The sequence below is a fragment of the Piezobacter thermophilus genome, from assembly GCF_055386745.1.
Window position 1 is genome coordinate 2,044,320 of the sequence record NZ_AP042380.1, and the last position, 19,348, is coordinate 2,063,667.

The 19,348-nt window shown below is 66.7% G+C and carries 16 protein-coding genes; 6 read left to right on the forward strand and 10 right to left on the reverse strand.

The features are described 5' to 3' along the window. Positions 1 to 225 precede the first annotated feature (225 nt). Positions 226 to 957, reverse strand: a complete 732-nt coding sequence (locus tag ACZ5CM_RS09940; RefSeq protein ID WP_464638193.1) for a Crp/Fnr family transcriptional regulator — start codon at positions 955 to 957, stop codon at positions 226 to 228. Positions 958 to 1,102: 145 nt separating this feature from the next. Here ACZ5CM_RS09940 and ACZ5CM_RS09945 point away from each other — a divergent pair, with 145 nt between their 5' ends. Beyond that, complete coding sequence (locus ACZ5CM_RS09945; RefSeq protein ID WP_464638196.1) at positions 1,103 to 2,548, forward strand: cytochrome P450; 1,446 nt, start codon at positions 1,103 to 1,105, stop codon at positions 2,546 to 2,548. Further along, entirely contained in the window at positions 2,545 to 3,735 is a 1,191-nt protein-coding gene (locus ACZ5CM_RS09950) for an alkane 1-monooxygenase (protein ID WP_464638199.1), read from the forward strand. The genes ACZ5CM_RS09945 and ACZ5CM_RS09950 overlap by 4 nt, the downstream gene beginning before the upstream one ends. Positions 3,736 to 3,778: 43 nt before the next feature. Here the strand turns inward: ACZ5CM_RS09950 and ACZ5CM_RS09955 are convergent, their stop codons facing one another. After that, positions 3,779 to 4,489 carry a Crp/Fnr family transcriptional regulator gene (locus tag ACZ5CM_RS09955; protein WP_464638201.1) on the reverse strand — a complete coding sequence of 237 codons (711 nt, stop codon included), beginning with the start codon at positions 4,487 to 4,489 and terminating at the stop codon, positions 3,779 to 3,781. 118 nt (positions 4,490 to 4,607) lie between these two features. Here ACZ5CM_RS09955 and ACZ5CM_RS09960 point away from each other — a divergent pair, with 118 nt between their 5' ends. The 3 genes from ACZ5CM_RS09960 to ACZ5CM_RS09970 all read left to right on the forward strand — a co-directional run bounded on the left by ACZ5CM_RS09960 (position 4,608) and on the right by ACZ5CM_RS09970 (position 5,485). Continuing rightward, positions 4,608 to 4,901, forward strand: a complete 294-nt coding sequence (locus tag ACZ5CM_RS09960) for a hypothetical protein (protein ID WP_464638204.1) — start codon at positions 4,608 to 4,610, stop codon at positions 4,899 to 4,901. 139 nt (positions 4,902 to 5,040) lie between these two features. After that, complete coding sequence (locus tag ACZ5CM_RS09965; RefSeq protein WP_464638207.1) at positions 5,041 to 5,163, forward strand: hypothetical protein; 123 nt, start codon at positions 5,041 to 5,043, stop codon at positions 5,161 to 5,163. A gap of 46 nt (positions 5,164 to 5,209) precedes the next feature. Beyond that, positions 5,210 to 5,485, forward strand: coding sequence for a hypothetical protein (locus ACZ5CM_RS09970; RefSeq protein ID WP_464638209.1), 276 nt, complete (start codon positions 5,210 to 5,212; stop codon positions 5,483 to 5,485). 10 nt (positions 5,486 to 5,495) lie between these two features. Here ACZ5CM_RS09970 and ACZ5CM_RS09975 read toward each other — a convergent pair whose 3' ends face one another. The 8 genes from ACZ5CM_RS09975 to ACZ5CM_RS10010 all read right to left on the reverse strand — a co-directional run bounded on the left by ACZ5CM_RS09975 (position 5,496) and on the right by ACZ5CM_RS10010 (position 16,883). Further along, positions 5,496 to 7,739, reverse strand: coding sequence for a HEAT repeat domain-containing protein (locus tag ACZ5CM_RS09975; protein ID WP_464638212.1), 2,244 nt, complete (start codon positions 7,737 to 7,739; stop codon positions 5,496 to 5,498). A gap of 156 nt (positions 7,740 to 7,895) precedes the next feature. Continuing rightward, positions 7,896 to 10,574 (reverse strand): arsenate reductase (azurin) large subunit, encoded by a 2,679-nt coding sequence (locus tag ACZ5CM_RS09980; protein WP_464638215.1) that lies wholly within the window; start codon positions 10,572 to 10,574, stop codon positions 7,896 to 7,898. 11 nt (positions 10,575 to 10,585) lie between these two features. Beyond that, positions 10,586 to 11,167, reverse strand: a complete 582-nt coding sequence (locus ACZ5CM_RS09985) for an arsenate reductase (azurin) small subunit (protein WP_464638217.1) — start codon at positions 11,165 to 11,167, stop codon at positions 10,586 to 10,588. Between the two features lie 23 nt (positions 11,168 to 11,190). Next, complete coding sequence (locus ACZ5CM_RS09990) at positions 11,191 to 12,339, reverse strand: cytochrome-c peroxidase (protein ID WP_464638218.1); 1,149 nt, start codon at positions 12,337 to 12,339, stop codon at positions 11,191 to 11,193. Positions 12,340 to 12,354: 15 nt separating this feature from the next. Continuing rightward, entirely contained in the window at positions 12,355 to 13,476 is a 1,122-nt protein-coding gene (locus ACZ5CM_RS09995) for a cytochrome-c peroxidase (protein WP_464638221.1), read from the reverse strand. Between the two features lie 269 nt (positions 13,477 to 13,745). After that, positions 13,746 to 15,149, reverse strand: coding sequence for a TRAP transporter large permease (locus ACZ5CM_RS10000; RefSeq protein ID WP_464638224.1), 1,404 nt, complete (start codon positions 15,147 to 15,149; stop codon positions 13,746 to 13,748). Continuing rightward, on the reverse strand, positions 15,150 to 15,779 hold the full coding sequence (locus ACZ5CM_RS10005) for a TRAP transporter small permease subunit (protein WP_464638227.1): 630 nt from the start codon (positions 15,777 to 15,779) through the stop codon (positions 15,150 to 15,152). It lies immediately after the preceding gene. A 90-nt stretch (positions 15,780 to 15,869) separates the two neighbouring features. Continuing rightward, a complete protein-coding gene (locus ACZ5CM_RS10010; RefSeq protein ID WP_464638230.1) occupies positions 15,870 to 16,883 on the reverse strand; it encodes a C4-dicarboxylate TRAP transporter substrate-binding protein in 1,014 nt (337 codons plus the stop codon). A 516-nt stretch (positions 16,884 to 17,399) separates the two neighbouring features. On the opposite strand from ACZ5CM_RS10010, the gene acs reads away from it, so the two are divergent. Then, positions 17,400 to 19,343, forward strand: a complete 1,944-nt coding sequence (gene acs, locus ACZ5CM_RS10015) for an acetate--CoA ligase (protein WP_464638232.1) — start codon at positions 17,400 to 17,402, stop codon at positions 19,341 to 19,343. Positions 19,344 to 19,348 lie beyond the last annotated feature (5 nt).

Here is a 19,348-nt window from a genome sequence, read left to right on the forward strand (position 1 = left end):
GTTTCATCGCCTGTCCGCCGATCGCGGCCCCAGCCGGACAGGGCGATTCGGGCGAACCATCATGTAGCATGGTGCCGCCGAAAGGACAGCGTTGCATCGAACCGGCGTGGGGCTCGCATCCGCTCGCGCAGGTTCTTTGCCCCGATTCGCCTGCAGGCCTTGTTGCGATGGGTGATCACCGTCGCTTCCGAATGACTCGCCGCCGCCTGCCCGCGGCGCCCGGCTTCAGCCGGCGGCGGAATGGCGGGCGGTCACGCCGCGGCGGGCGGCGGCACGCAACCGGGCGATGGACGGGATGTGCAGCCGCCGGCCCGAGGCCCGGACAAGGCCCCTCTCCTGCAGCCGCCCCATCAGGCGCGAGACGGTTTCGGTCTGAACCCCGATCATGTCCCCGATGTCGCGGCGCGACAGGGGCAGCAGAAGATCCACCGCATCGCCCCGCACGTCACCCGCCGCGTCCGCCAGATGGCACAGCAGCCTTGCCAGGCGCCGGGTATTGCCGCTCTTGGGGGGAACGCTGTGCCAGCGCCGGGTGCGGTCAAGCTCGGCCGCGCAGCGCCGCGCGATCCGCAGCAGGCAGCCGGGTGCGGCCTCGATCACTGTCGCGGCCTCGCGCCGGGCGACCACGCAGACGCGCGAATCCACCAGCGCCTGCGCCTCGGTCCGGTGCGCGTCACCCGCCAGGAACGAACGGAACCCCACGATGTCGCCGGGAAAGGCCAGCCGCAGCAGCTGCGACGACCCGTCGGGCTCGTAGCTGCGCAGCGCGAACAGCCCGCGCGAGACGCACCAGACCCCGCCGCTGGGGGCGCCCTGCGTGAAAAGCACCTCGCCTTCGGCCACGGGGCGACGCGCGAAACCCCGGGCAAGCAAGGTCACCGGCGCCCCGGCCACGGGCTGCCAGATGCTCTGCGAATAGTGAACGCAGGCACCGCAGGGGTGCTGAGGGCGGGCCATGTCTTGCATCCGGCAGAGCTCCTCGCGGCGGCACAAATTGACGATGCTCAATTACAGTGCGGGCGCGGCATTGTCATGGGCTTTTCAATGCCCGCCCGGCGCCGGGGAAGGAAGACCGGGGGCCGGGCGACACGAGGGAGGCCACATGCGACAGGAGTCGGCCGGAACGCCTGGCGAATCGCTCCCGCCCATGCCCGCGGCACGGCAGGGACGGGTATCGGTCTGGCGCTACTGGAAACTGTTCCGGCAGGACATCCTTTCGGCGCAACCCGCCCATCTCTACCGCGCGTGGATGGCGGAAATGCGCACGCCGTTCTTCCGGTCGTACCTGTGCAACGACCCGGCGCTGGTGAACGTGATATTGCGCGGCCGCTGGCGCGACTTCCCCAAGTCCGAACGCATCCGCGTGGGGCTCAAGCCGCTTCTCGGCGAATCGGTCTTCATCTCCAACGGCGCCCTGTGGGAACGCCAGCGCCGCATCATCGACCCCGCCTTCGAGGGCGGCCGGCTGCGCAGCATCTTTCCGCGCATGTGGGACAGCGGCGTGGCGCTGACCGAGCGGCTGCAGCCCGAGGCCGACGGCCGCCCGGTTGAGATCGAGGCCCATGCCAGCCACGTGGCCATGGACGTGATCTTCCGCACCCTGTTTTCCGTGCCGATCGAAAACGAAACCGCCATGGCCGCCTTTCGCTCCTTCCGCGACTACCAGTCCACCCAGCCGGTGGCCACGGTGGCGGCCCTGCTGCCGCGCCCGGCATGGATGCCGCGCCTGCAACGCCGCCGAACCCGCGAAACCGCGCGCAGCATCCGGGCGCTGGTCGCCGGGCTGGTGGATGCCCGCGCGGCCGAACTGGAAGCAGGCTCCGCACCCGACGACTTGGCGACCCGGATCATGACTACGCCCGATCCCGAAACCGGCACGACCTTCGACCGCGAGGAGATGATCGACCAGGTGGCCATCTTCTTTCTTGCCGGACACGAAACCAGCGCCGCGGCGCTGAGCTGGGCGCTCTATCTTCTGGCGCGCTATCCCCACTGGCAGGAGCGCGTCGCGGCCGAGGCATGGGCGGCGATCGATCCCGACAAGATCTATTTCTCGACCCTTTCCCGCCTGCGCCTGTCGCGCGCGGTGTTCCGCGAGGCGATGCGGCTTTATCCGCCGGTGCCGATGTTCGTGCGCGAGGCCCGCTGCCCGGTCACCTTCCGGAACCGCCCGGTCCGACCCGGCGCGCAGGTGATCGTGAGCCCGTGGCACCTGCATCGCCACGAACGCCTGTGGGAGCGGCCCCACGCCTTCGACCCCGGCCGGTGGGAGACGCCGAACGGACGCGAACGGCTGCGCGATGCCTACATCCCCTTCTCGATCGGTCCGCGGGTTTGCCCCGGATCGGCCTTTGCCATGGCCGAGGGGCCGCTGCTGCTGTCGCTTCTGGTCCGCGCCTTCCGGTTCGAGCGCATCGCGGGACGCGACCCGGTGCCGGTGGCGCATCTCACCGTGCGGTCGCGAAACGGCATTCACCTGCGGCTGTGGCCGCGAACCGCACCGCCCGGCCGGGCCGGCGCGACCGACAACACGGGAAGACAGCGATGACGACGACCGCAACGGACACCCCCGCATCCGGCAACGCATCCGGCCGGCCGGCGAAACTGCGGGCCTGGCCGTTCTGGATCACCCTGACCTTCGTGCCGCTGGTGGTGCTGGCGGTGTGGAAGGGCGGCTGGACGATCCTGCTGGTGCCCTTCTACGGCTGGGTGCTGATGCCCCTGCTCGACCTGGCGCTTGGCCGCAGCACGGCCAATGCCGACCCCAACACCCCCGACAGCCGGCTGTTCGCCTTCAGGCTGCTGACATGGATCTGGTTCCCGATCGAATTCGCGCTGGTGTTTGGAACGATCTGGGCGATCACCCGCGCGGGCGGCTATTCGACGGCCAAGGAGCTGGGCCTGATGTTCGCCATCGGCGTCACCACCGGCACCGTGGGCATCGTCTATGCGCACGAGCTGATGCACAAGCCGGAGCGGTTCGAGCGCAACCTCGGAGATCTGCTCATGGCAATGGTCCTCTACGGGCATTTCCGCACCGAGCACCTGCACGTCCATCACCCCTGGGTCGGAACCCCGCGCGACACGGTGACGGCGCGCTACAACGAGGGCTTCCTGCGCTTCTTTCCGCGGGTCCTGTGGCAGGGGCCGAGATCGGCCTGGGTGGCGGAAAGGATCCGGCTGGCTCGGCGCGGGCACAGCCCGTGGCACCCGTCGAACCCGATCTGGAAGTATCTGCTGCTGCAGACGGCCTTCCTCGCCCTCGCCGGCGCCATCGGCGGCTGGAAGGGGGTAGGGCTGTTCGCCTTCCAGGCCCTGGTCGCGGTGTGGCAGCTGGAGCTGACCAACTACGTGGAGCATTACGGGCTGGTGCGGCGCCATCTGGGCGGTGGGCGCTACGAGCCGGTGCAGCTGCACCATTCGTGGGATTCGGCGCATGTTGTCTCGGGGCTCTTGCTGCTCAACCTGCAGCGCCACGCCGATCACCACGTCCACCCCGCCCGCCGCTATCCGTTGTTGCAAATCTACCCGCCCTCGCAGGTGCCGCTACTGCCCACCGGCTACCCGCCGCTGACGGCGATGGCGATGATCCCGCCGCTCTGGCGCCGCGTGTTCAACCCGAAGGTGCGGGCCTGGCGGCGGCAGTTCTACCCCGACATCTCGGACTGGAGCGCCTACAGGAAGCTGGATCTGCCGATGCCGCGCGGCACCTGGCCGACGGCAGCGGAGGGCTGACATGCAGCCCCCCTTCCCCGGACTCCCCGCCGCGGCGCGCCGTTCACGACACGCGCAGGATCCGGAAGCTTCCCGCCTCGCGCAGCGGCGCTGCGCCGGCTGGATCGCGCGAGGCGATCGCCAGAAGAAGCTCCTGGTCCAGGATCTCAACGAGGTTGGAGCGCAGAAGGCGAATGGCCCCCTTGCTTTCGAGGCAGCGGAAGCTGCGACTGATGGTTTCCTGCGCCCCGTTGACACCGTCGATCCCATGAAAGCGCCGGAATTCGCAGATGAACCACGCCAGCTTTTCCGCCGCGCGCTTCTTGGGCAGTTCCGCCGTCTGTTCGATCAGGCGGAAGGACTGGGACTGAAGGCTTTTCCACGCGATTTCCCGCGCCTCGTCGCAGTCCGAAAGGATCTTGTCGAACACGGCGGGCGAAAGATGGCAGACCTCGGTCCTGGTCAGCGCGGTCAGGTCCGACTGCAACCGCTCGGGCGCGCCGCGAAGATCGACGATATCGCCGGGCACGAAAAAGGCGGCGATGGTCCCGCGGCCGTCCTGCTGAATCCGCCGCACGCCGAGGATGCCTTCGGCGATGCCGAAAACCGGCCGGGCCTCGAGCATGTCCCAAGAAACGTATTCCTTGGCCTTGAGTACCCGGTGCGAGGAGCGTTCGGAAAGTTCGGACAACAGGTCCGGCCTCAGAACCGAACAGAAGAAGTTGGTTCTGAAGAACAGCGCGCAGCGCGAGCACCCTTCCGGAATCTCTGCCATTTCTCCTCCCTGACGGTCCACGTGATAGCGGGACGAGGGAATTTCGGCCTTGACTTGTATCAAATCGATATCACGGCAGATCCCTCACCCGGAAGACGGGGCCGCCGCCGGAGGAGGGATGATTCGCATTCTGTCGGTTTTCGGGCTGACCGCCGTGGCGATGATCGCCATCTTCCGCGCGGCCGGCCGGCATGCCGACACGGCGGCGATGCAAGGATATTGCGACAATCCCGACCTGGTCCTTCGATCTGCCGGCATCATCCTGTCCGGCAACACCCGGGATTTCCGAAAGGACAGGCGTGGATATGTCGTCGCGTCGAAGCGGATCTTCCCGGTTCCGCGGCGGGCCGGCGAATCCGAACCGGCCCATCTGCTCCGTTTGCGCGGGGCCACCGAGCGCAGCTGCCCCTGATACTCACGAAATCGTCTTCCCGTTCCGGTTGCCGCCCGGAGAGAGGCGAATTCGGCGGTTCTTGACCACCGTCAAGATTCGAACCGGCCGAATGTGGTGAAACCATAGGGAAACAACCATCACATTGGGAAACACTGCCATGTCCGACCGCCGTCAATCCGAGTTCTGGGGTAAGCTCGTCTTTTCGCTGTCGCTGGCCGCGGTGCTGTTCTTCTTCTGGTGGCTGCTGGTCTACGGCCCCGGTGTCGCGCCGGTCCAATAGGTCGAGACGCGCGAGGACGAGGAGAGCCGGAGGACGGGCCACCTTCATGATGTCGCCCGCCGGCGTCGATACCACCGGCACCATCGCCGGCACCATCTGGGAGGCCACCCGCAACCCGCTGTGGAACCCGCTCAACCTGCACCGTTTCCCGGCCAGCATCGCCCATGGCGGAGCGATCGTGGGCGCCCATGCAGCCTACATGTTCCTGACCGAGAAAGACCCCGCACGACGCGCCCGTCAGGACTGGATGGGATACAGGCCCGATTTCATCGCCATCTTCAGCTTCCTGCCACTGCCCTTCGCTTCGCCGGCTACCGGCTGATGGCCGAAATCTACTCCTGTTCGCAGCAGATGACTGGGGCCTCCGGGTGCGCGGAACGGGCGAAAATCTCGCCAAGAGCCCCGATCGCCACCTGCCAGACCCTCTTGCGGCCTTCGTCGGCAAGAACCCCCGCAAAGGCGCGCGCCGCCCGTTCCGGCGCGATCCCGGCCAGAAGGCGGGCGGCCTCGACGTGGTGATAGCCCTCGTCGCGGAAAACGAAGTCGAACAGCGCCTCGAACGCCTCTTCGCGGTGCACCCGGGCCAGAAGCCCGGCCGCCGCGAGGCGGACGGCAGGCCATTCGTCGCTCAGCGCCGTCCACACCTCTCCGGGCGCGGCCCCGATCCGGTCCAGCCCGCGCAGCGCCTCGAGCCGGACCACCCGCGCGGGATCGGACAGGAGCGCGGCAAGGATCGCCGGAATCTGGGCCTCGTCCAGACCGGCGGCCAGGCGAATGGCGCTCAGGCGGTCGGGTTCGTCGCCCGCGGCCAGGATTTCGGTCACCACCGGCAGCACCTCGTCCGCCGGCACCGCGCATCCCGCCGCGGCCAGCCGGGCCAGCGATTCCAGCGCCGCCCGGCACAGGTCCGCGCGTTCGTCCTTCAGGACCGGCACCAGCCACTCCACCACCCATGGCGCGCGCACCTCGCCCAGAAGGCCGATCGCGTAGCGCCGCACTTCGATCGAGGCGGGAATGTCGGGATCGGGCGAAACCCGCTTCTTTCCGACCCGGCGCCGCTCTACCAGTTCGAGACGCCGCAGGTCGTCCTCGCCCAGTTCCAGTTCCGCCACGGGCTCTTCGGCGGTGGCGATGGCAGCCGGGTGCAGGATCGCTTCCAGCGTCGAGCGGGGCGCCGCCCCGGTCTCGGGGTCGCTTTCCTCATCGGCAACCGAAGCCGGGTTCGCTCCGGCTGCCTCGTCGATGTCGGGTTCCGCACTGGCGGGATCTTCATCGCCCACCGTTGCATCCGCCGCGCCGTCCCCGGCAGGCATTTCCGACTCGGGCAGGATGCTGCCGCCCGCGGCCTCAAGAAGCACATAGGCCGCAAGATTGCCGGGGGCCGCGCCCGTCTCGGCCGCCATTTCGCCCAGCGCGGAAAGCGCGGCGTTGCGCACCGTCCTGTCGTCATCGGCGGCTGCAACCAGAAGCCGGTCCACAGCCGCCGTCCCCAGGTCGCGCAGCACCTCGATCAGCCGCAGGCGAAGATCGACCGGCAGGCGGGCGTCATTCGCGGCCCTCCCGACCGCCTCGATGGCCCCGGCGGGATCGAGCACGGTCCAGGCGCGGGCGGCGTCCTCGGAAATGTCGGCATTCCCGGCAAAGGCGGCGCCCAGCCGTTCGACCACGACCTGCGCGTCGAAACGCTGCGGCGCGCGCGCGACCACCGAAAAGGCGGCCCGACGCACGACGGCCGAGTCGTCCTCCATGGCCCGGAGAACCTCCTCGACCCGGTCGGCGCCAAGCGCGGACACCGCCAGCGCCCGCACCGCCGCGTCCGGGTCGTCCAGCATCGGAACCAGCGGCCCGGACCCGAAGCCCAGCGCCACATTGGCGCGGATCGCGCGCAGGCGCACCTCGGGTTCGGGATCGGACAGGCATCTGGCCAGCAGATCGCCCGCATCGGCCGTATCGCACTGCGCCAACGCCCCGGCCACGCGCCGGCGGAACCGGGCATCGGCGGCATCAAATCTGCGCGCCAGCGCGGCGAAGCCGTCCGGCCCCATGGCCATCAGCGCCGGAATGGCGAATTCGGAAACGTCCTGGCCCTCTTCGTCGTCAAGCGCCGCGCAGATCGCATCGACGCCCTCGCGATCCCCCATCTGGCCGAGCCCGCGGATCGCCTGAAGCTGGATGTCCACCCAGTCGTCCCAGCCCTCTTCGTAGAACCCGCTCTCGTCCCAGGCGAAGCCATCCTCGTCCCCGCGCGACACCGCGAGACGGCGCAGGACCGGCAGCAGCGGCGCATGGCGAATGGCCGTCAGCGCCTCGATCACCGCCTGCTTCACCTTGGGGTCGGGATCGCCGATCAGGTTCTCCATCAGGGCCGCCGCGTGGGGCGCGGCCCCGATCGCGGCAAGCGCCTCGACCGCGTCGAACCTCACGTCCGGATCCTCGTCCAGAAGCGCCTTTCGCAGCGCCGCGCCGGCCACGCCCTGCGGGCAATGCGCAAGGGCCTGCGCGGCCGCGCATCTGTGGACATCGACCCCCTCTTCGAGGATCCGTACCAGCGCATCGACTGCCCCCGGATGGATCATGCTGCCTCCTCCTCTCGCGCAAGCGACCGAACTCGATAAAGCCCGGCGATCGCGGCAGGGCGGTCCCTGTTCTTGCCCGGAACCCCTGCCCCCGAAACGAAAGGGGCGCGGCCCACCCCGTCAGCGGCGGATCCGCGCCCCCTTCCCGTCATCGTCTCAGACCGAAATGTCGCGCGGGGCGAACGACATCGAGCGGAACTCGCTCTTGTACGGCGTTTCCCCGATCTTTCTGATGTTCGCGACACCCATCTTGTAGTTGTAGTTGCCGCTGATCCAGTCGGGGATCCGCCCTTCCAGCGCGTTCGCCGGCTGCGAGGTGTGCAGGAAGTCCATGTAGATCACGCCCTTCCTGATCGCGCGCGTCACCATGGCCACGCCGGTTACCGCCGCTTCGAGCAGTTCGACATTTCCGTTCCTCATCTGGCCCGAGAAGGTATAGTCGTCCGCCTCGACCCCCAGCGTGGTTTCCTTCAGCGACGGCACGCGGTCGGACCACACCATCACCAGATCGCCGCTTTCGATACCGCGCGCCGCGGCATCCTCGGGGTGGATCTCCACGTAGTTTTCCGGCCAGCGCTGCACGATGTAGGGCCGGCGGCGATCATCGAAGCCCGATTGCCAGCGCTCGTTCGTGCGACCCGAGGTGCACCACAGTTCCTCGCCCCTGGGCTGGAGCCACTCCCAGTAGTCCGAGAACAGCGACCAGGGCGATTTCTCGATGTTGCACTTGCCGGTCTGCGAATTGAAATGCGTCAGCTTCTTGTTGTACATCACCGCCCCCATGGGGCCGGTCGGGTTCAGCTTGCGATTGATATCGTGCAGCCTCAGCGTCTCGACCAGGTTGCCGTCCTCGTCCATTAGGACCGGCGCCTGGATGCCGTTGGTGCCGAATTCGGCGAACTTCTCGTGCAGGGTCTTGCCTTCGCGCCTGGCCACGACCTTGACCAGGTTGAAGTCCTTGCGGCTGCCGCGGGTGAAGCGCGCGGCCTCTTCCGCGACATCGTTCGACGTCTTCCAGTCATAGCCGGGAAAGCCCATCCGCCTGGCCAGCTGGGCGATGATCCACCAGTCCGGCCTTGCCTCGCCCGGCGCATCGTAGAACTTCGAGTAGAGCCGCACCCTCCGTTCGCCATTGGCGCGCAGGAAGTCCTCCTCGCCCCAGGTGGCGGCCGGCAGCACGATGTCGGCGAACTGGTTGCCGATGGGATCGACCAGGTAGATGTCCTGGTTGACCACCACCATGCCGCCCGAGTCGACCCGCGCCTTCAGCGCCTCGACGATCTTCTCCTTCTTCGCCGAGCGGATCTGGTTCGGGTTGCCGCGGGTCAGCTCTTCGAACCTCGCGGCCAGCTTTTCGGACGCGCACATGGATTGCACCCAGGTGGTGCCGATGACATGGGCCATGCGGGTGTGACCGGCCAGCAGCCAGGTGTCGGTATCCAGCGCTCGGCGCCGGCGCCCCGGCACCTTCATCGGCGACTTGTTGCGCGGATAGCCGCCGCCCTTCACGCCGCCGCGCTGGTGCCCGCCGGCGCGGCCGATCACCTGCCCGGGTCGTCCGCCGCATCCGCAGATGATGCCCAGCGCCGAAATCGCCATCGTGTTGGCGGTGTTGTTCGACCAGTAGAAGCCCTTCTCGATCATGATCGAGGTCTTCGGTCGCCTGCCGCCCACGGGCCTGGCCAGCATCTCGGCCGCCTTGCGGATCTTCTCGGCCGACACGCCCGACAGTTTCGAGGCGTTCTCGACCGTGAATTCGTCCTGCGAGGTGATCCACTTGGCCCAGTCGTCATAACCCCTGGTCTGGAACTTGCCCCAGGTCGTGCGCCATTGCCACGGCGTGTTGCGGGTGCCCTGGCCGAAGCCCGAGCTCGACCCCCACTTGTCGTTGACCCAGTCGCGGATCCATTCGGCATCCTGCCATCCGTTCTCGACGATGGTGCGGGCGATGGCGTTGACCACCAGAAGATCGGTGCCCGGCAGCACGTCGAGCCACAGCCCGCCGTGATCCTCGATGAAGGCCACGCCGGCGGTGCGCCGCGGGTTCATCATGATGACCTTCTGCCGACCGGCCTCGATCGACGGTTTCATCCACTGCGTGAACAGGATGGTCTTGGTCTCGTAGGGATCGGTGCCGCAGACCATCAGCACCTCGGCATCGCTCCAGTCCTTGTAGGAGGGGCCGAAATTGTCGAACCCGGCATCCCGGAAACCGGGGGTCGAGGACACCGGCGAGGGCGCGTCATGCCAGGCGAAGTTGACCGTGTTGATCGACCGCAGGGCCAGCTTGGTGATGGCGTAGGTGTTCTCGATATACTGGTACGAGTAGGTCTTGACGCCATAGGCCTTGGGGCCGAACTTCTCGATCACGTAGTTGGCGACCTCGGCCGCGACATCGAGCGCGAGATCCCAGGTGACCGGCTGGAGGATGCCGTGAATGCGCATCATCGGCGTCTTGAGGCGGTCGCGCGTCGGGGTCTGCGGATTGTAGCATTTCTGCGCGATGCACCCGCCGCGAACCGAGGAGTCGCCGTTCACGTTGACGAACTCGGTATCCTTGTCGGGCAGGATCACCACGTGGTGCGGCTCGCCCTCGTGCATGACGATGTTGTGCTGGTTCGGCGCCACCCAGGGGCCGAGAATCTCAGTCGGGAAGTCCACGCCGAAGGCGTTGTCCTTGGCCTCGGGGCCGCCATTGCGGTTGCCCGCGACCGGCCAGCGGTAGATCTTGTACCCGCAGGCGACGATGCAGTAGTCGCAGGCGGTGGTCAGAACCTCGGCATCCGGCGGCGGCAAGGGGACGTTCGTGTCGGGAATATAATATGGGGTTGTCATGTTCCGCTCCCTCAGCCTTGCAGGTTGTCGTGACGGCCGAAGATCAACCCGAAGACGCCGGTGGCGTAGATGTCGTCACCGTCGAGTTCGAGCAGGATCTGCGGCAGGCTCTGGTAGGCCTGACCCGAAATGAGGATCCCGTGCCGCGTCAGGTCGTAGGTGCTCAGGTGCAGCGGACAGGCGCCCAGCGACTTGGTGTCCGCCTTGTAGCTGCCGTTCAGGGGCCCGCCCTGGTGGGTGCAGGCATAGTTGAAGGCGACCACGTCCTTGTCCGGGCCGATCCCGCCGCCGGCGGGCGTGCCCAGCTTGACCACCATGTTTTCCGAATACATCCCCTCGTCGGGATAGGAGAAGTCGAACGGCTCGTCCTGTTTCAGCGCCGACAGCCTGGTCACGAACTTGCGGGGATAGGCCGTCATCTGCCCCTGCATCTGCCGGGCGAATACCGTTCCCGGATCCAGCGTCACCATCACCGTCGTCGTCGCGCCGGAGGTCATCAGGAAATTCCGTCTCGACATCAGGCACTTGTGCCCGATCCTGCTGGCGGCGCTCCTGCCGGAGAGCCCGTCCTTCCGAGGCGTGTTGCGTGTCATGTCATGTTTCCTTCTCTTCGGGCTCAATTGTCGTCCAGCGGCCCGTAGGGCGGCAGGGTGGGCGCCTCGACCCTCAACTCGTCGCCGCTGAAGCCTTCGAGAAAGGCGACCAGGTCGGCCACCTCGTCGTCGCTCAGGCCCAGCGGCCTGAGCAGCGGGGTCTTGTTCGCGGCCATGGTGCCGTCGGTGAACTCGTTCTCACCGCCACCGGCGTTGTAGAACCGGACGACCTCTTCCAGATCCCAGAATGCGCCGTTGTGCATGTAGGGCGCCGTATAAAGCGTGTAGCGCAGGGCCGGCGTGCGGAACTTGCCCATGTCCTCGGGCAGCTTGGTCCGGTAGTAGAGCCCGGCATCGTCCTTGATCTTGCGGTAGATCTCCTGCGTCACGCCCTTGGCGTACTGTTCGTAACGGAAGGTGATCTGCGCCAAGCCGTCCTCTTCCCAGCGCTCGGCGGGCGGCACACCCAGATTGTAGTATTTCTCGTCCGAAGCCAGCGCGCCGTTGTGGCACTGGATGCAGCCGGCCTTGCCGTTGAACAGCGCCATCCCGCGCAGCTGCTGTTCGCTCAGCGCCGACTTGTCGCCGCGAAGATAGCGGTCCACCGGCGTGTCGTTGACGATCAGGGTCCGCTCGAAGGCCGCGATCGCCCGCCAGGCGTCGTCGATCCTGGGATAGCCCGGCCCGAACACTTCCCGGAACCGCTTGCGGTATTCCGGGATGAAGGCAAGGCGCGCCTCCATCACGTCGTTTTCGCCGTTCCCGGCTACCGCGCCCTTGGCGGCGGATGGCGCCTGCTTTTCAAGCGACTTGGCGGCCCCGGCCCAGAACTGCTTGCCCAGGAAGGCGGCGTTGATCACGGTCTGGCTGTTGCGCCAGTGCACCGTGCCCGGATAGCCCCGCGACAGCGCATCGCCGAACGCCCAGCCCTGGTCGGGGTTGTGGCAGCTCACGCAGGCGGTCGAGGCATCGCCACCCAGGCGCGGATCCCAGAACAGCATCTTGCCCAGCTGCACCTTGGCCTCGCTCTGCGGGTTGTCCAGCGGGATCGGCGGCGTGTCCGGCAGGGGGGCCAGCGGCGGGAAGTCCTCGGCCGCCAGCGCCATGCCCGAGGCACCCAGCCCCAGCGCGGCACCGGTCAGAAGGGCGGAAATCGTCTTTGGCATCGTCATCGTCTCTCTCCCGCCTCAGTTGGTCGTTTCACGCCAGCTCTCGATGGCGTCGTAATTGGTGGGAACGGGCGCGGCCGGAACGAATTCGGGCGTGTTCAGCAGATCGCCCGAAAGCGAATCGAGAAACGCCACGATGTCTTTCTGTTCCGCGTGCGTCAGGCCCAGCGGCTTGAGCCGGGGATCCTTGTTGGGGTCGTCGCCCCCGCCCTGGTTGTAGAAGGACACCACCTCGAACAACGTGTCGAACACGCCGTTATGCATGTAGGGCGCGGTGTATTTCAGCTCGCGCAGGGTCGGCGTGCGGAACGAGCCGATATCGCGGCCGTCGGCGGGGTGGCGCAGGATCTGCGCGCCCACGTCGCGGCGCACGTTCATGTAGTTCTCGACCCCCATGAAGCTGGCGAAGGCGACCCAGGTCATGTGCCGCATCGGGTCCGACCACAGGTCCGGGTTTTCCGGCACGCCGATATTGTGCACCTTGTCGTCGGTGAACAGCGGACCGCTGTGGCAGGTGGCGCAGCCCGCCTTGCCCCTGAACAGCTCGAACCCGCGCTGCGCGGCGGGGCTCATCTCTCCCTTGTCGAAGGGCGCGCTGCGCGAGATCAGCGTCTTGAGATATTCCGGGATCGCCTTGCGCACGCCACCGTTCGAAGGCTCGCCCAAGCCGGCCTTTTCGAACATCTCCACATAGACCGGATCCTGCTTGATGCGTTCCTGCATCAGGCGCATGTCCATGTTCATGATGTAGTCTTCGGTGAGGTTCTCGCGCGTGACGTCGTTGAGGTTGGTGCCGATCCGGCTGTCATGGAACCAGTTCGCTCTCAGCGCCGTGTTCATCAGGGTGGGCGTGTTGCGGAACCCCCTGGAGCCGGGATAGGCCTCGGAGAGCGCCAGCCCGTCGGTGAAAGCCTTGTCGGGCTGGTGACAGCTGCTGCAGCTGAGCGCCGCGTCCCCCGACAGGCGCTTGTCGAAGAATAGGCGCTTGCCCAGCTCGGCGCGCACCGCGTTGACTTCCGGCGCTGCGACCGGCCCGAATTCCTGAGCCGCGGTGGTCGCAGGAAACACGAGTGTGGACCCCGACAGCAGCGCGGAGAACAGCGCCAACCGGATATGACCGCCTGATCGAGATGTACTCATCGGCTTCTCCCAGAAGAATGGACTCTCCTGCGGTCGTTGCCGGCCGGAGAGGAACGCGATCGTACCCGTATTCTTTTCAAGGACCTGCGGGAGGCACATTGACGGCCATCAAGATTTGCCGATTTGCCCCACCCCCTCGGCCCCGCGCACGGGCCGGCGAATGGGCGGGCGCACGGGCGGGCGGTTGCCTCCCACATGCGAATTGCTGCCGCGTCCCGGTCGGGATGCGGCGGCTTTCACGGGAAGACGCAGGGGGCGGGCGGGGCCCGCTACATGGCCAGAGACGGCAGGTAGAGCACGATTGCCGGGAACGCCACCAGCAGCGCGATGGTCACCGCGTCGGCGATGAAGAAGGGGGTGACGCCGCGAAAGACGTCCTGCACGCTGAGGTCCGGGCGCACGCCGGCGACCACGAAACAGTTGAGTCCGATGGGCGGGGTAATCAGGCAGAACTCGGCCATCTTGACAACGAGGATGCCGAACCAGATCGCCGCCATCGGCCCCGACATGCCGAAGGCGCTGTCGGCGGCCGAGACCGCTTCGCCGCCATTGAGCGCCATCACCGCCGGATAGACCACCGGCAGCGTCAGGATCAGCATCCCGATGGCGTCCATGAACATCCCCAGCACCGCATAAGCCAGCAGGATGAAGACCAGGATCAGCATCGGCGGGTAACGCAGCGAGGTGATCCAGTCGGCGAAGGCGCCGGGCAGGTCGGCAAAGCCCAGGAAGCGCACATAGATCAGCACCCCCCAGATGATGGTGAAGATCATCACCGTCAGCTTGGCGGTCTCCAGCAGCGCCGATTTCAGCTCGCTCCAGCGCATCCCCTTCCACACCGCCATGCAGAACACCACGAAGGCCCCCAGCGCGCCGCCCTCGGTGGGCGTGCCCCAGGCGTCATCGCCGAAGGGGTTGTAGACGAAGAAGATGATGATCACGACCACGAAGATGATCGGCAGCGCAGGCGGCAGCGAGACCAGGCGCTCGCGCCAGCTGAAGCCGCCCACCGGGGGGCCTACGCTCTTGAAGATGGTGGCGATGCCGATGATCAGCACCGCGTAGATGAAGGCCGAAAAGGCCCCGGGGATGAAGCCCGCAAGCAGCAGCTTGCCCACGTCCTGCTCGACGATGATGGCGTAGATCACCAGAATCGCCGAGGGCGGGATCATCGAGGCCAGCGTGCCGGCCGCCGCCACCACCCCGGCGGCGAAACGCTTGTTGTAGCCGATGGACTGCATCTCGGGGATGGCGATGCGGGCAAAGACCGCCGCCGTGGCCACCGAGGCCCCCGACACCGCCGCAAAGCCGGCGGTGGCGAAGACGGTCGAGACCGCCAGCCCCCCCGGCACCCAGGCGATCCAGCGCTTGGCCGCCTCGAACAGCGCCCGCGTCAGCCCCGCGTAATAGGCCAGATAGCCGATCAGGATGAAGACGGGGATGAGGCTCAGCGCCTGGCTCGACACCTTGGACTGGGGCACCTGGCCGGCGATCTTCACCCCCACCGTCAGCGCCTTGAAAAACTTGTCGGGAGCGTAGCCGAACTTGGCCCAGAAGATCCAGACCAGCCCCACCAGCCCCGCCAGCGCGGCGGCGAAGGCCACCCGCATCCCCATCAGGACCATGACCAGCATCCCGCCGGTCACCCACAGGCCGATGTCGATCGTGTCCATCTATTCGTGTCCCTCAAGCTGCTCGGCCTCCTGCGCGGCGACCTCGGCGGTATCCTGGATCAGCGGCACCGCCACCGGGTTCGCCGCCCCCAGGACGAAGGCCCGGCCAAAGCCCCAGATCTGCAGCAGCAGTCGCAGACACAGCACCGCAAACGCCACCGGCGCCATCAGCTTGGCCGGCCAGGTGGGCAGGCCGATGTCGATCGAACTGTCATTGCTCCACATCGGCGCGGCAAAATCGAAGCTGCGCAGGAAATGCGCCCAGCTGCCCCAGACCAGCGCCAGCATGAGCACGAAGATCAGCACCACCGAGATCAGTTCGGCCAGCCACAGCGCCCGGCCGCGCAGCTTGCCGATAAGCATGTCCATGCGGATATGCCCGCCCTCGCGCTGAACGAAGGAAATCCCCAGGAAGGCGATCAGCGGCATGGCCTGTTCGATCCAGTCCACGTAACCGGGCAGCGGGCGGTTGAACAGGTTGCGGCCTCCGACCGAAACCACCGCCAGCACCATCAGCCCGAACACGGCAAGACCCGAAAGCAGGGCCATGAAGCGTTCGGCCCTCAGCAGCTGCCGGTCGAGGCGGCTCAGACGGCTGCCATCCGCCAGAACCGAAGAATGTCCGGCCATGGGGCAATGTCCTTTTTCAGAGGGAACACGGGTTTCCGTTGGAAGATGGGCAGGGCCGGGCGCATCGCGGCGCCCGGCCCGATGCCGGAATCAGTTTCCGGCGCGCGTCTTCTTCAGCGTATCCTGCACCAGGTCATAAAGCTCCTGCGCGGGGATGCCCTGCGCGGTCATGTCCTTGATCCACTGGTCGCGGACCGGCGCGGCCACGGCGCGGAACTTGGCCAGCTCCTCGTCGCTGATGCGGACCTTCTTGACCTTCTTCTCTTCGAGGATCGTGTCCCACTTGTCGAGCAGCTTGCCGTAGTTCTCGAGGTAGTAGTCCAGCGCCTCGTCAACCGAGCTGTCCAGCGCCTCGCGCTCTTCGGGGCTGAGTGCCTCGTAGGCGTCGATGTTCACCACCACCGGGCAGTTCACCGTGCCGGGGTTGAGGTTCTCCGTCCACCAGTCGGCGATATTGATGGTGCCGAAGGCCAGATGGGCGTGCTGGGCGAAGGCGACCGTGTCCACCACGCCCGATTCCATCGCGTTGTAGGCCTCGGTCGCGGTCACCGAGGTGGGCACCGCGCCCACCGCCTCGAAGGCCTTGCCGATGCCGCCGGTGGCGCGCACCCGCATGCCCTTCATCTTCTCCAGCGTATCGCGCGGCTCGCCGGTGCCGACAAGGTTGTATTGCGGCATGGGCGACGGCATCAGCAGCTTGGCGTTCCACTTCGCCATTTCCTTCTGCGCCGCCGGGTGGGCATAGACGGCCTTGCTGACAGCCACCTCCTCCTCGAGCGTATTCACCCCCAGGAACGGCAGTTCCAGCACCGTGATGGTGCGGTTCTTGTCGCGGTGATAGCCGGCGCAGAACTGGGCCATCTCGAAGGCGCCGATGGAGATGCCGTCAAGGTTCTCCTTGTTCTTGGACAGCCCGCCATAAGAGATGTTCAGCGTGAATTCGCCATTGGTCTTTTCCTTGAGCAGCTCGGCCAGCCGTTCCACATGCTCGGTAAAGGCCCGCCGCTTGCCCCAGAGCGACACGTTCCATTCGGTCGCGCTCGCCTCGGCAGCGAAGGCTGCGGTCAGGGTGGCGACAACGGCGCCGGTAAAGATCTTGTTCATCCGGTTTCCTCCCAAGTAATTGCGGACGCGGTGGCATCCCGCTCGCGGGTCAAGCTAGCGTCAACCCCCGGCGCTGCCAAGCCCCGGCAGCCCCCCGGCCCGGGAACCGGCGGGACTCGCGCCCGCAGATGCGACTCGGCACGGCGCAACAGCACGGCATACCGGGGTATTCCGAAACAATATGTCACACCGCCCGCGTCCGGCGCATCATTCTTCCGGCGCAGGCCCGTTTACCGCCAGCCGCGCCGCCGCCCGGCACCGGTTGACAGACAATTCCTTATGGCTGAATGGATTTTCCCGCGAATCCCCCCCTTGTTTACAGAGATTTTCAGGAATGCAGAAAACATTTACAAACAAATCGTTAAATTCCCGAAGGTTATTCACATATTTTCAGCCATCTCTATTATCGCCGGCGGAACGGAACCGCTGCCGGCGCGCGCTGCACCTCCAATCCGGCCGCCCCAGCCGCGGTGAACCGAAACGACGAACAGACCAGCCAGAGGGAGGAGCCTCGAAATGACCACAACCTATCCACCGTCTCCGGAAGTCGTGGCCCGCGCCCATGTCGATGCTGCGAAATACGAGGAAATGTATGCCGCCTCCGTCAACGACCCCGAAGGCTTCTGGGGCGACTTGGCCAAGCGGCTCGACTGGATCAGGCCCTATACGAAGGTGAAGAACACCTCCTTCGCACCCGGCAACATCTCGATCCGCTGGTTCGAGGACGGAACGCTGAACGTGGCCGCCAACTGCGTGGACCGCCACCTGGCCCGCCGCGGCGACCAGACCGCGATCATCTGGGAGCCGGACGATCCCGCAGACGAGGCCCTGCACATCACCTATCGCGAGCTGCACGGCAATGTCTGCCGGATGGCCAACATCCTCGAAGGGATGGGGGTGAAGAAGGGCGACCGGGTTGTAATCTACCTGCCGATGATCCCCGAGGCCGCCTATGCCATGCTGGCCTGCGCCCGCATCGGAGCGATCCATTCGGTGGTGTTTGCAGGCTTTTCGCCCGACGCGCTGGCCGCCCGCATCCAGGGCTGCGACGGCACGGTCCTGATCACCGCCGACGAGGCCCCGCGCGGCGGCCGCAGGACGCCGCTCAAGGCCAATGCCGACAGGGCACTGGCGCAATGCGGAGACGGGGTGAAATGCCTCGTCGTGCGTCGCACCGGCGGCGAAGTCAACTGGGTCGAGGGGCGCGATCACGACTACAACGCGCTGGCCGAAACCGCCGCGGACAGCCACCAGCCGGCCGAGATGGGGGCCGAGGATCCGCTGTTCATCCTCTACACCTCGGGCTCGACCGGCAAACCGAAGGGAGTGGTGCACAGCTCGGGCGGCTATCTGCTCTATGCGTCGCTGACGCACGAGATCACCTTCGACTATCACGATGGCGACATCTACTGGTGCACGGCCGATGTGGGCTGGGTGACGGGGCACAGCTACATCGTCTACGGGCCGCTCGCCAACGGCGCCACCACGCTGATGTTCGAGGGCGTGCCCACATGGCCCGATGCCAGCCGCTTCTGGCAGGTGGTGGACAAGCACAAGGTCAACCAGTTCTACACCGCCCCCACCGCCATCCGGGCGCTGATGGGCCAGGGCAACGAGTGGGTCGAGAAATGCGACCTTTCCAGCCTGAAGGTCCTGGGCACGGTGGGCGAGCCGATCAACCCCGAGGCGTGGGAGTGGTATCACAACGTGGTCGGCAAGGGGAAAGTGCCGATCGTCGATACCTGGTGGCAGACCGAAACCGGCGGCCACCTGCTCACCCCCCTGCCCGGCGCCCATGCGCTCAAGCCCGGCGCCGCCATGAAGCCGTTTTTCGGCGTGCAGCCGGTGGTGCTCGACCCGCAGACGGGGGCCGAGATCGACGGCAACCCGGCCGAGGGCGTTCTGTGCATGAAGGACAGCTGGCCGGGGCAGATGCGCACCGTCTGGGGCGACCACGAACGCTTCGAGAAGACCTATTTCGCCGACTACAAGGGTTATTACTTCTCGGGCGACGGCTGCCGCCGCGACGAGGATGGCGACTACTGGATCACCGGGCGGGTGGACGACGTGATCAACGTCTCGGGCCACCGCATGGGCACCGCCGAGGTGGAAAGCGCGCTGGTGGCCCATCCCAAGGTGGCCGAGGCCGCAGTTGTGGGTTTCCCGCACGAGATCAAGGGCCAGGGCATCTACTGCTACGTCACCCTGATGGCCGGCGAAGAACCCTCGGACGAGCTGCGCGACGAGCTGCGCCAATGGGTACGCAAGGAGATCGGCCCGATCGCCACCCCCGACGTGATCCAGTGGGCGCCGGGCCTGCCCAAGACGCGGTCGGGCAAGATCATGCGCCGGATCCTGCGCAAGATCGCCGAAAACGACTTCGGCAGCCTGGGCGATACCTCGACGCTGGCCGATCCTTCGGTGGTGGATGACCTGATCGCCAACCGGGCCGGCAAGTAGGGGGG

Excerpts from the sequence above, each read along its gene's own strand:
- ACZ5CM_RS09970 (WP_464638209.1), top strand. The coding sequence starts at position 5,210 with ATGATGTCGCCCGCCGGCGTCGATACCACCGGCACCATCGCCGGCACC.
- ACZ5CM_RS10010 (WP_464638230.1), bottom strand. The coding sequence starts at position 16,883 with ATGAACAAGATCTTTACCGGCGCCGTTGTCGCCACCCTGACCGCAGCC.
- ACZ5CM_RS09980 (WP_464638215.1), bottom strand. The coding sequence starts at position 10,574 with ATGACAACCCCATATTATATTCCCGACACGAACGTCCCCTTGCCGCCG.
- ACZ5CM_RS09955 (WP_464638201.1), bottom strand. The coding sequence starts at position 4,489 with ATGGCAGAGATTCCGGAAGGGTGCTCGCGCTGCGCGCTGTTCTTCAGA.
- ACZ5CM_RS09985 (WP_464638217.1), bottom strand. The coding sequence starts at position 11,167 with ATGACACGCAACACGCCTCGGAAGGACGGGCTCTCCGGCAGGAGCGCC.
- ACZ5CM_RS09990 (WP_464638218.1), bottom strand. The coding sequence starts at position 12,339 with ATGACGATGCCAAAGACGATTTCCGCCCTTCTGACCGGTGCCGCGCTG.
- ACZ5CM_RS09975 (WP_464638212.1), bottom strand. The coding sequence starts at position 7,739 with ATGATCCATCCGGGGGCAGTCGATGCGCTGGTACGGATCCTCGAAGAG.
- ACZ5CM_RS09995 (WP_464638221.1), bottom strand. The coding sequence starts at position 13,476 with ATGAGTACATCTCGATCAGGCGGTCATATCCGGTTGGCGCTGTTCTCC.
- ACZ5CM_RS10005 (WP_464638227.1), bottom strand. The coding sequence starts at position 15,779 with ATGGCCGGACATTCTTCGGTTCTGGCGGATGGCAGCCGTCTGAGCCGC.
- ACZ5CM_RS09960 (WP_464638204.1), top strand. The coding sequence starts at position 4,608 with ATGATTCGCATTCTGTCGGTTTTCGGGCTGACCGCCGTGGCGATGATC.
- ACZ5CM_RS09965 (WP_464638207.1), top strand. The coding sequence starts at position 5,041 with ATGTCCGACCGCCGTCAATCCGAGTTCTGGGGTAAGCTCGTCTTTTCG.
- ACZ5CM_RS09940 (WP_464638193.1), bottom strand. The coding sequence starts at position 957 with ATGGCCCGCCCTCAGCACCCCTGCGGTGCCTGCGTTCACTATTCGCAG.
- ACZ5CM_RS09945 (WP_464638196.1), top strand. The coding sequence starts at position 1,103 with ATGCGACAGGAGTCGGCCGGAACGCCTGGCGAATCGCTCCCGCCCATG.
- acs (WP_464638232.1), top strand. The coding sequence starts at position 17,400 with ATGACCACAACCTATCCACCGTCTCCGGAAGTCGTGGCCCGCGCCCAT.
- ACZ5CM_RS10000 (WP_464638224.1), bottom strand. The coding sequence starts at position 15,149 with ATGGACACGATCGACATCGGCCTGTGGGTGACCGGCGGGATGCTGGTC.
- ACZ5CM_RS09950 (WP_464638199.1), top strand. The coding sequence starts at position 2,545 with ATGACGACGACCGCAACGGACACCCCCGCATCCGGCAACGCATCCGGC.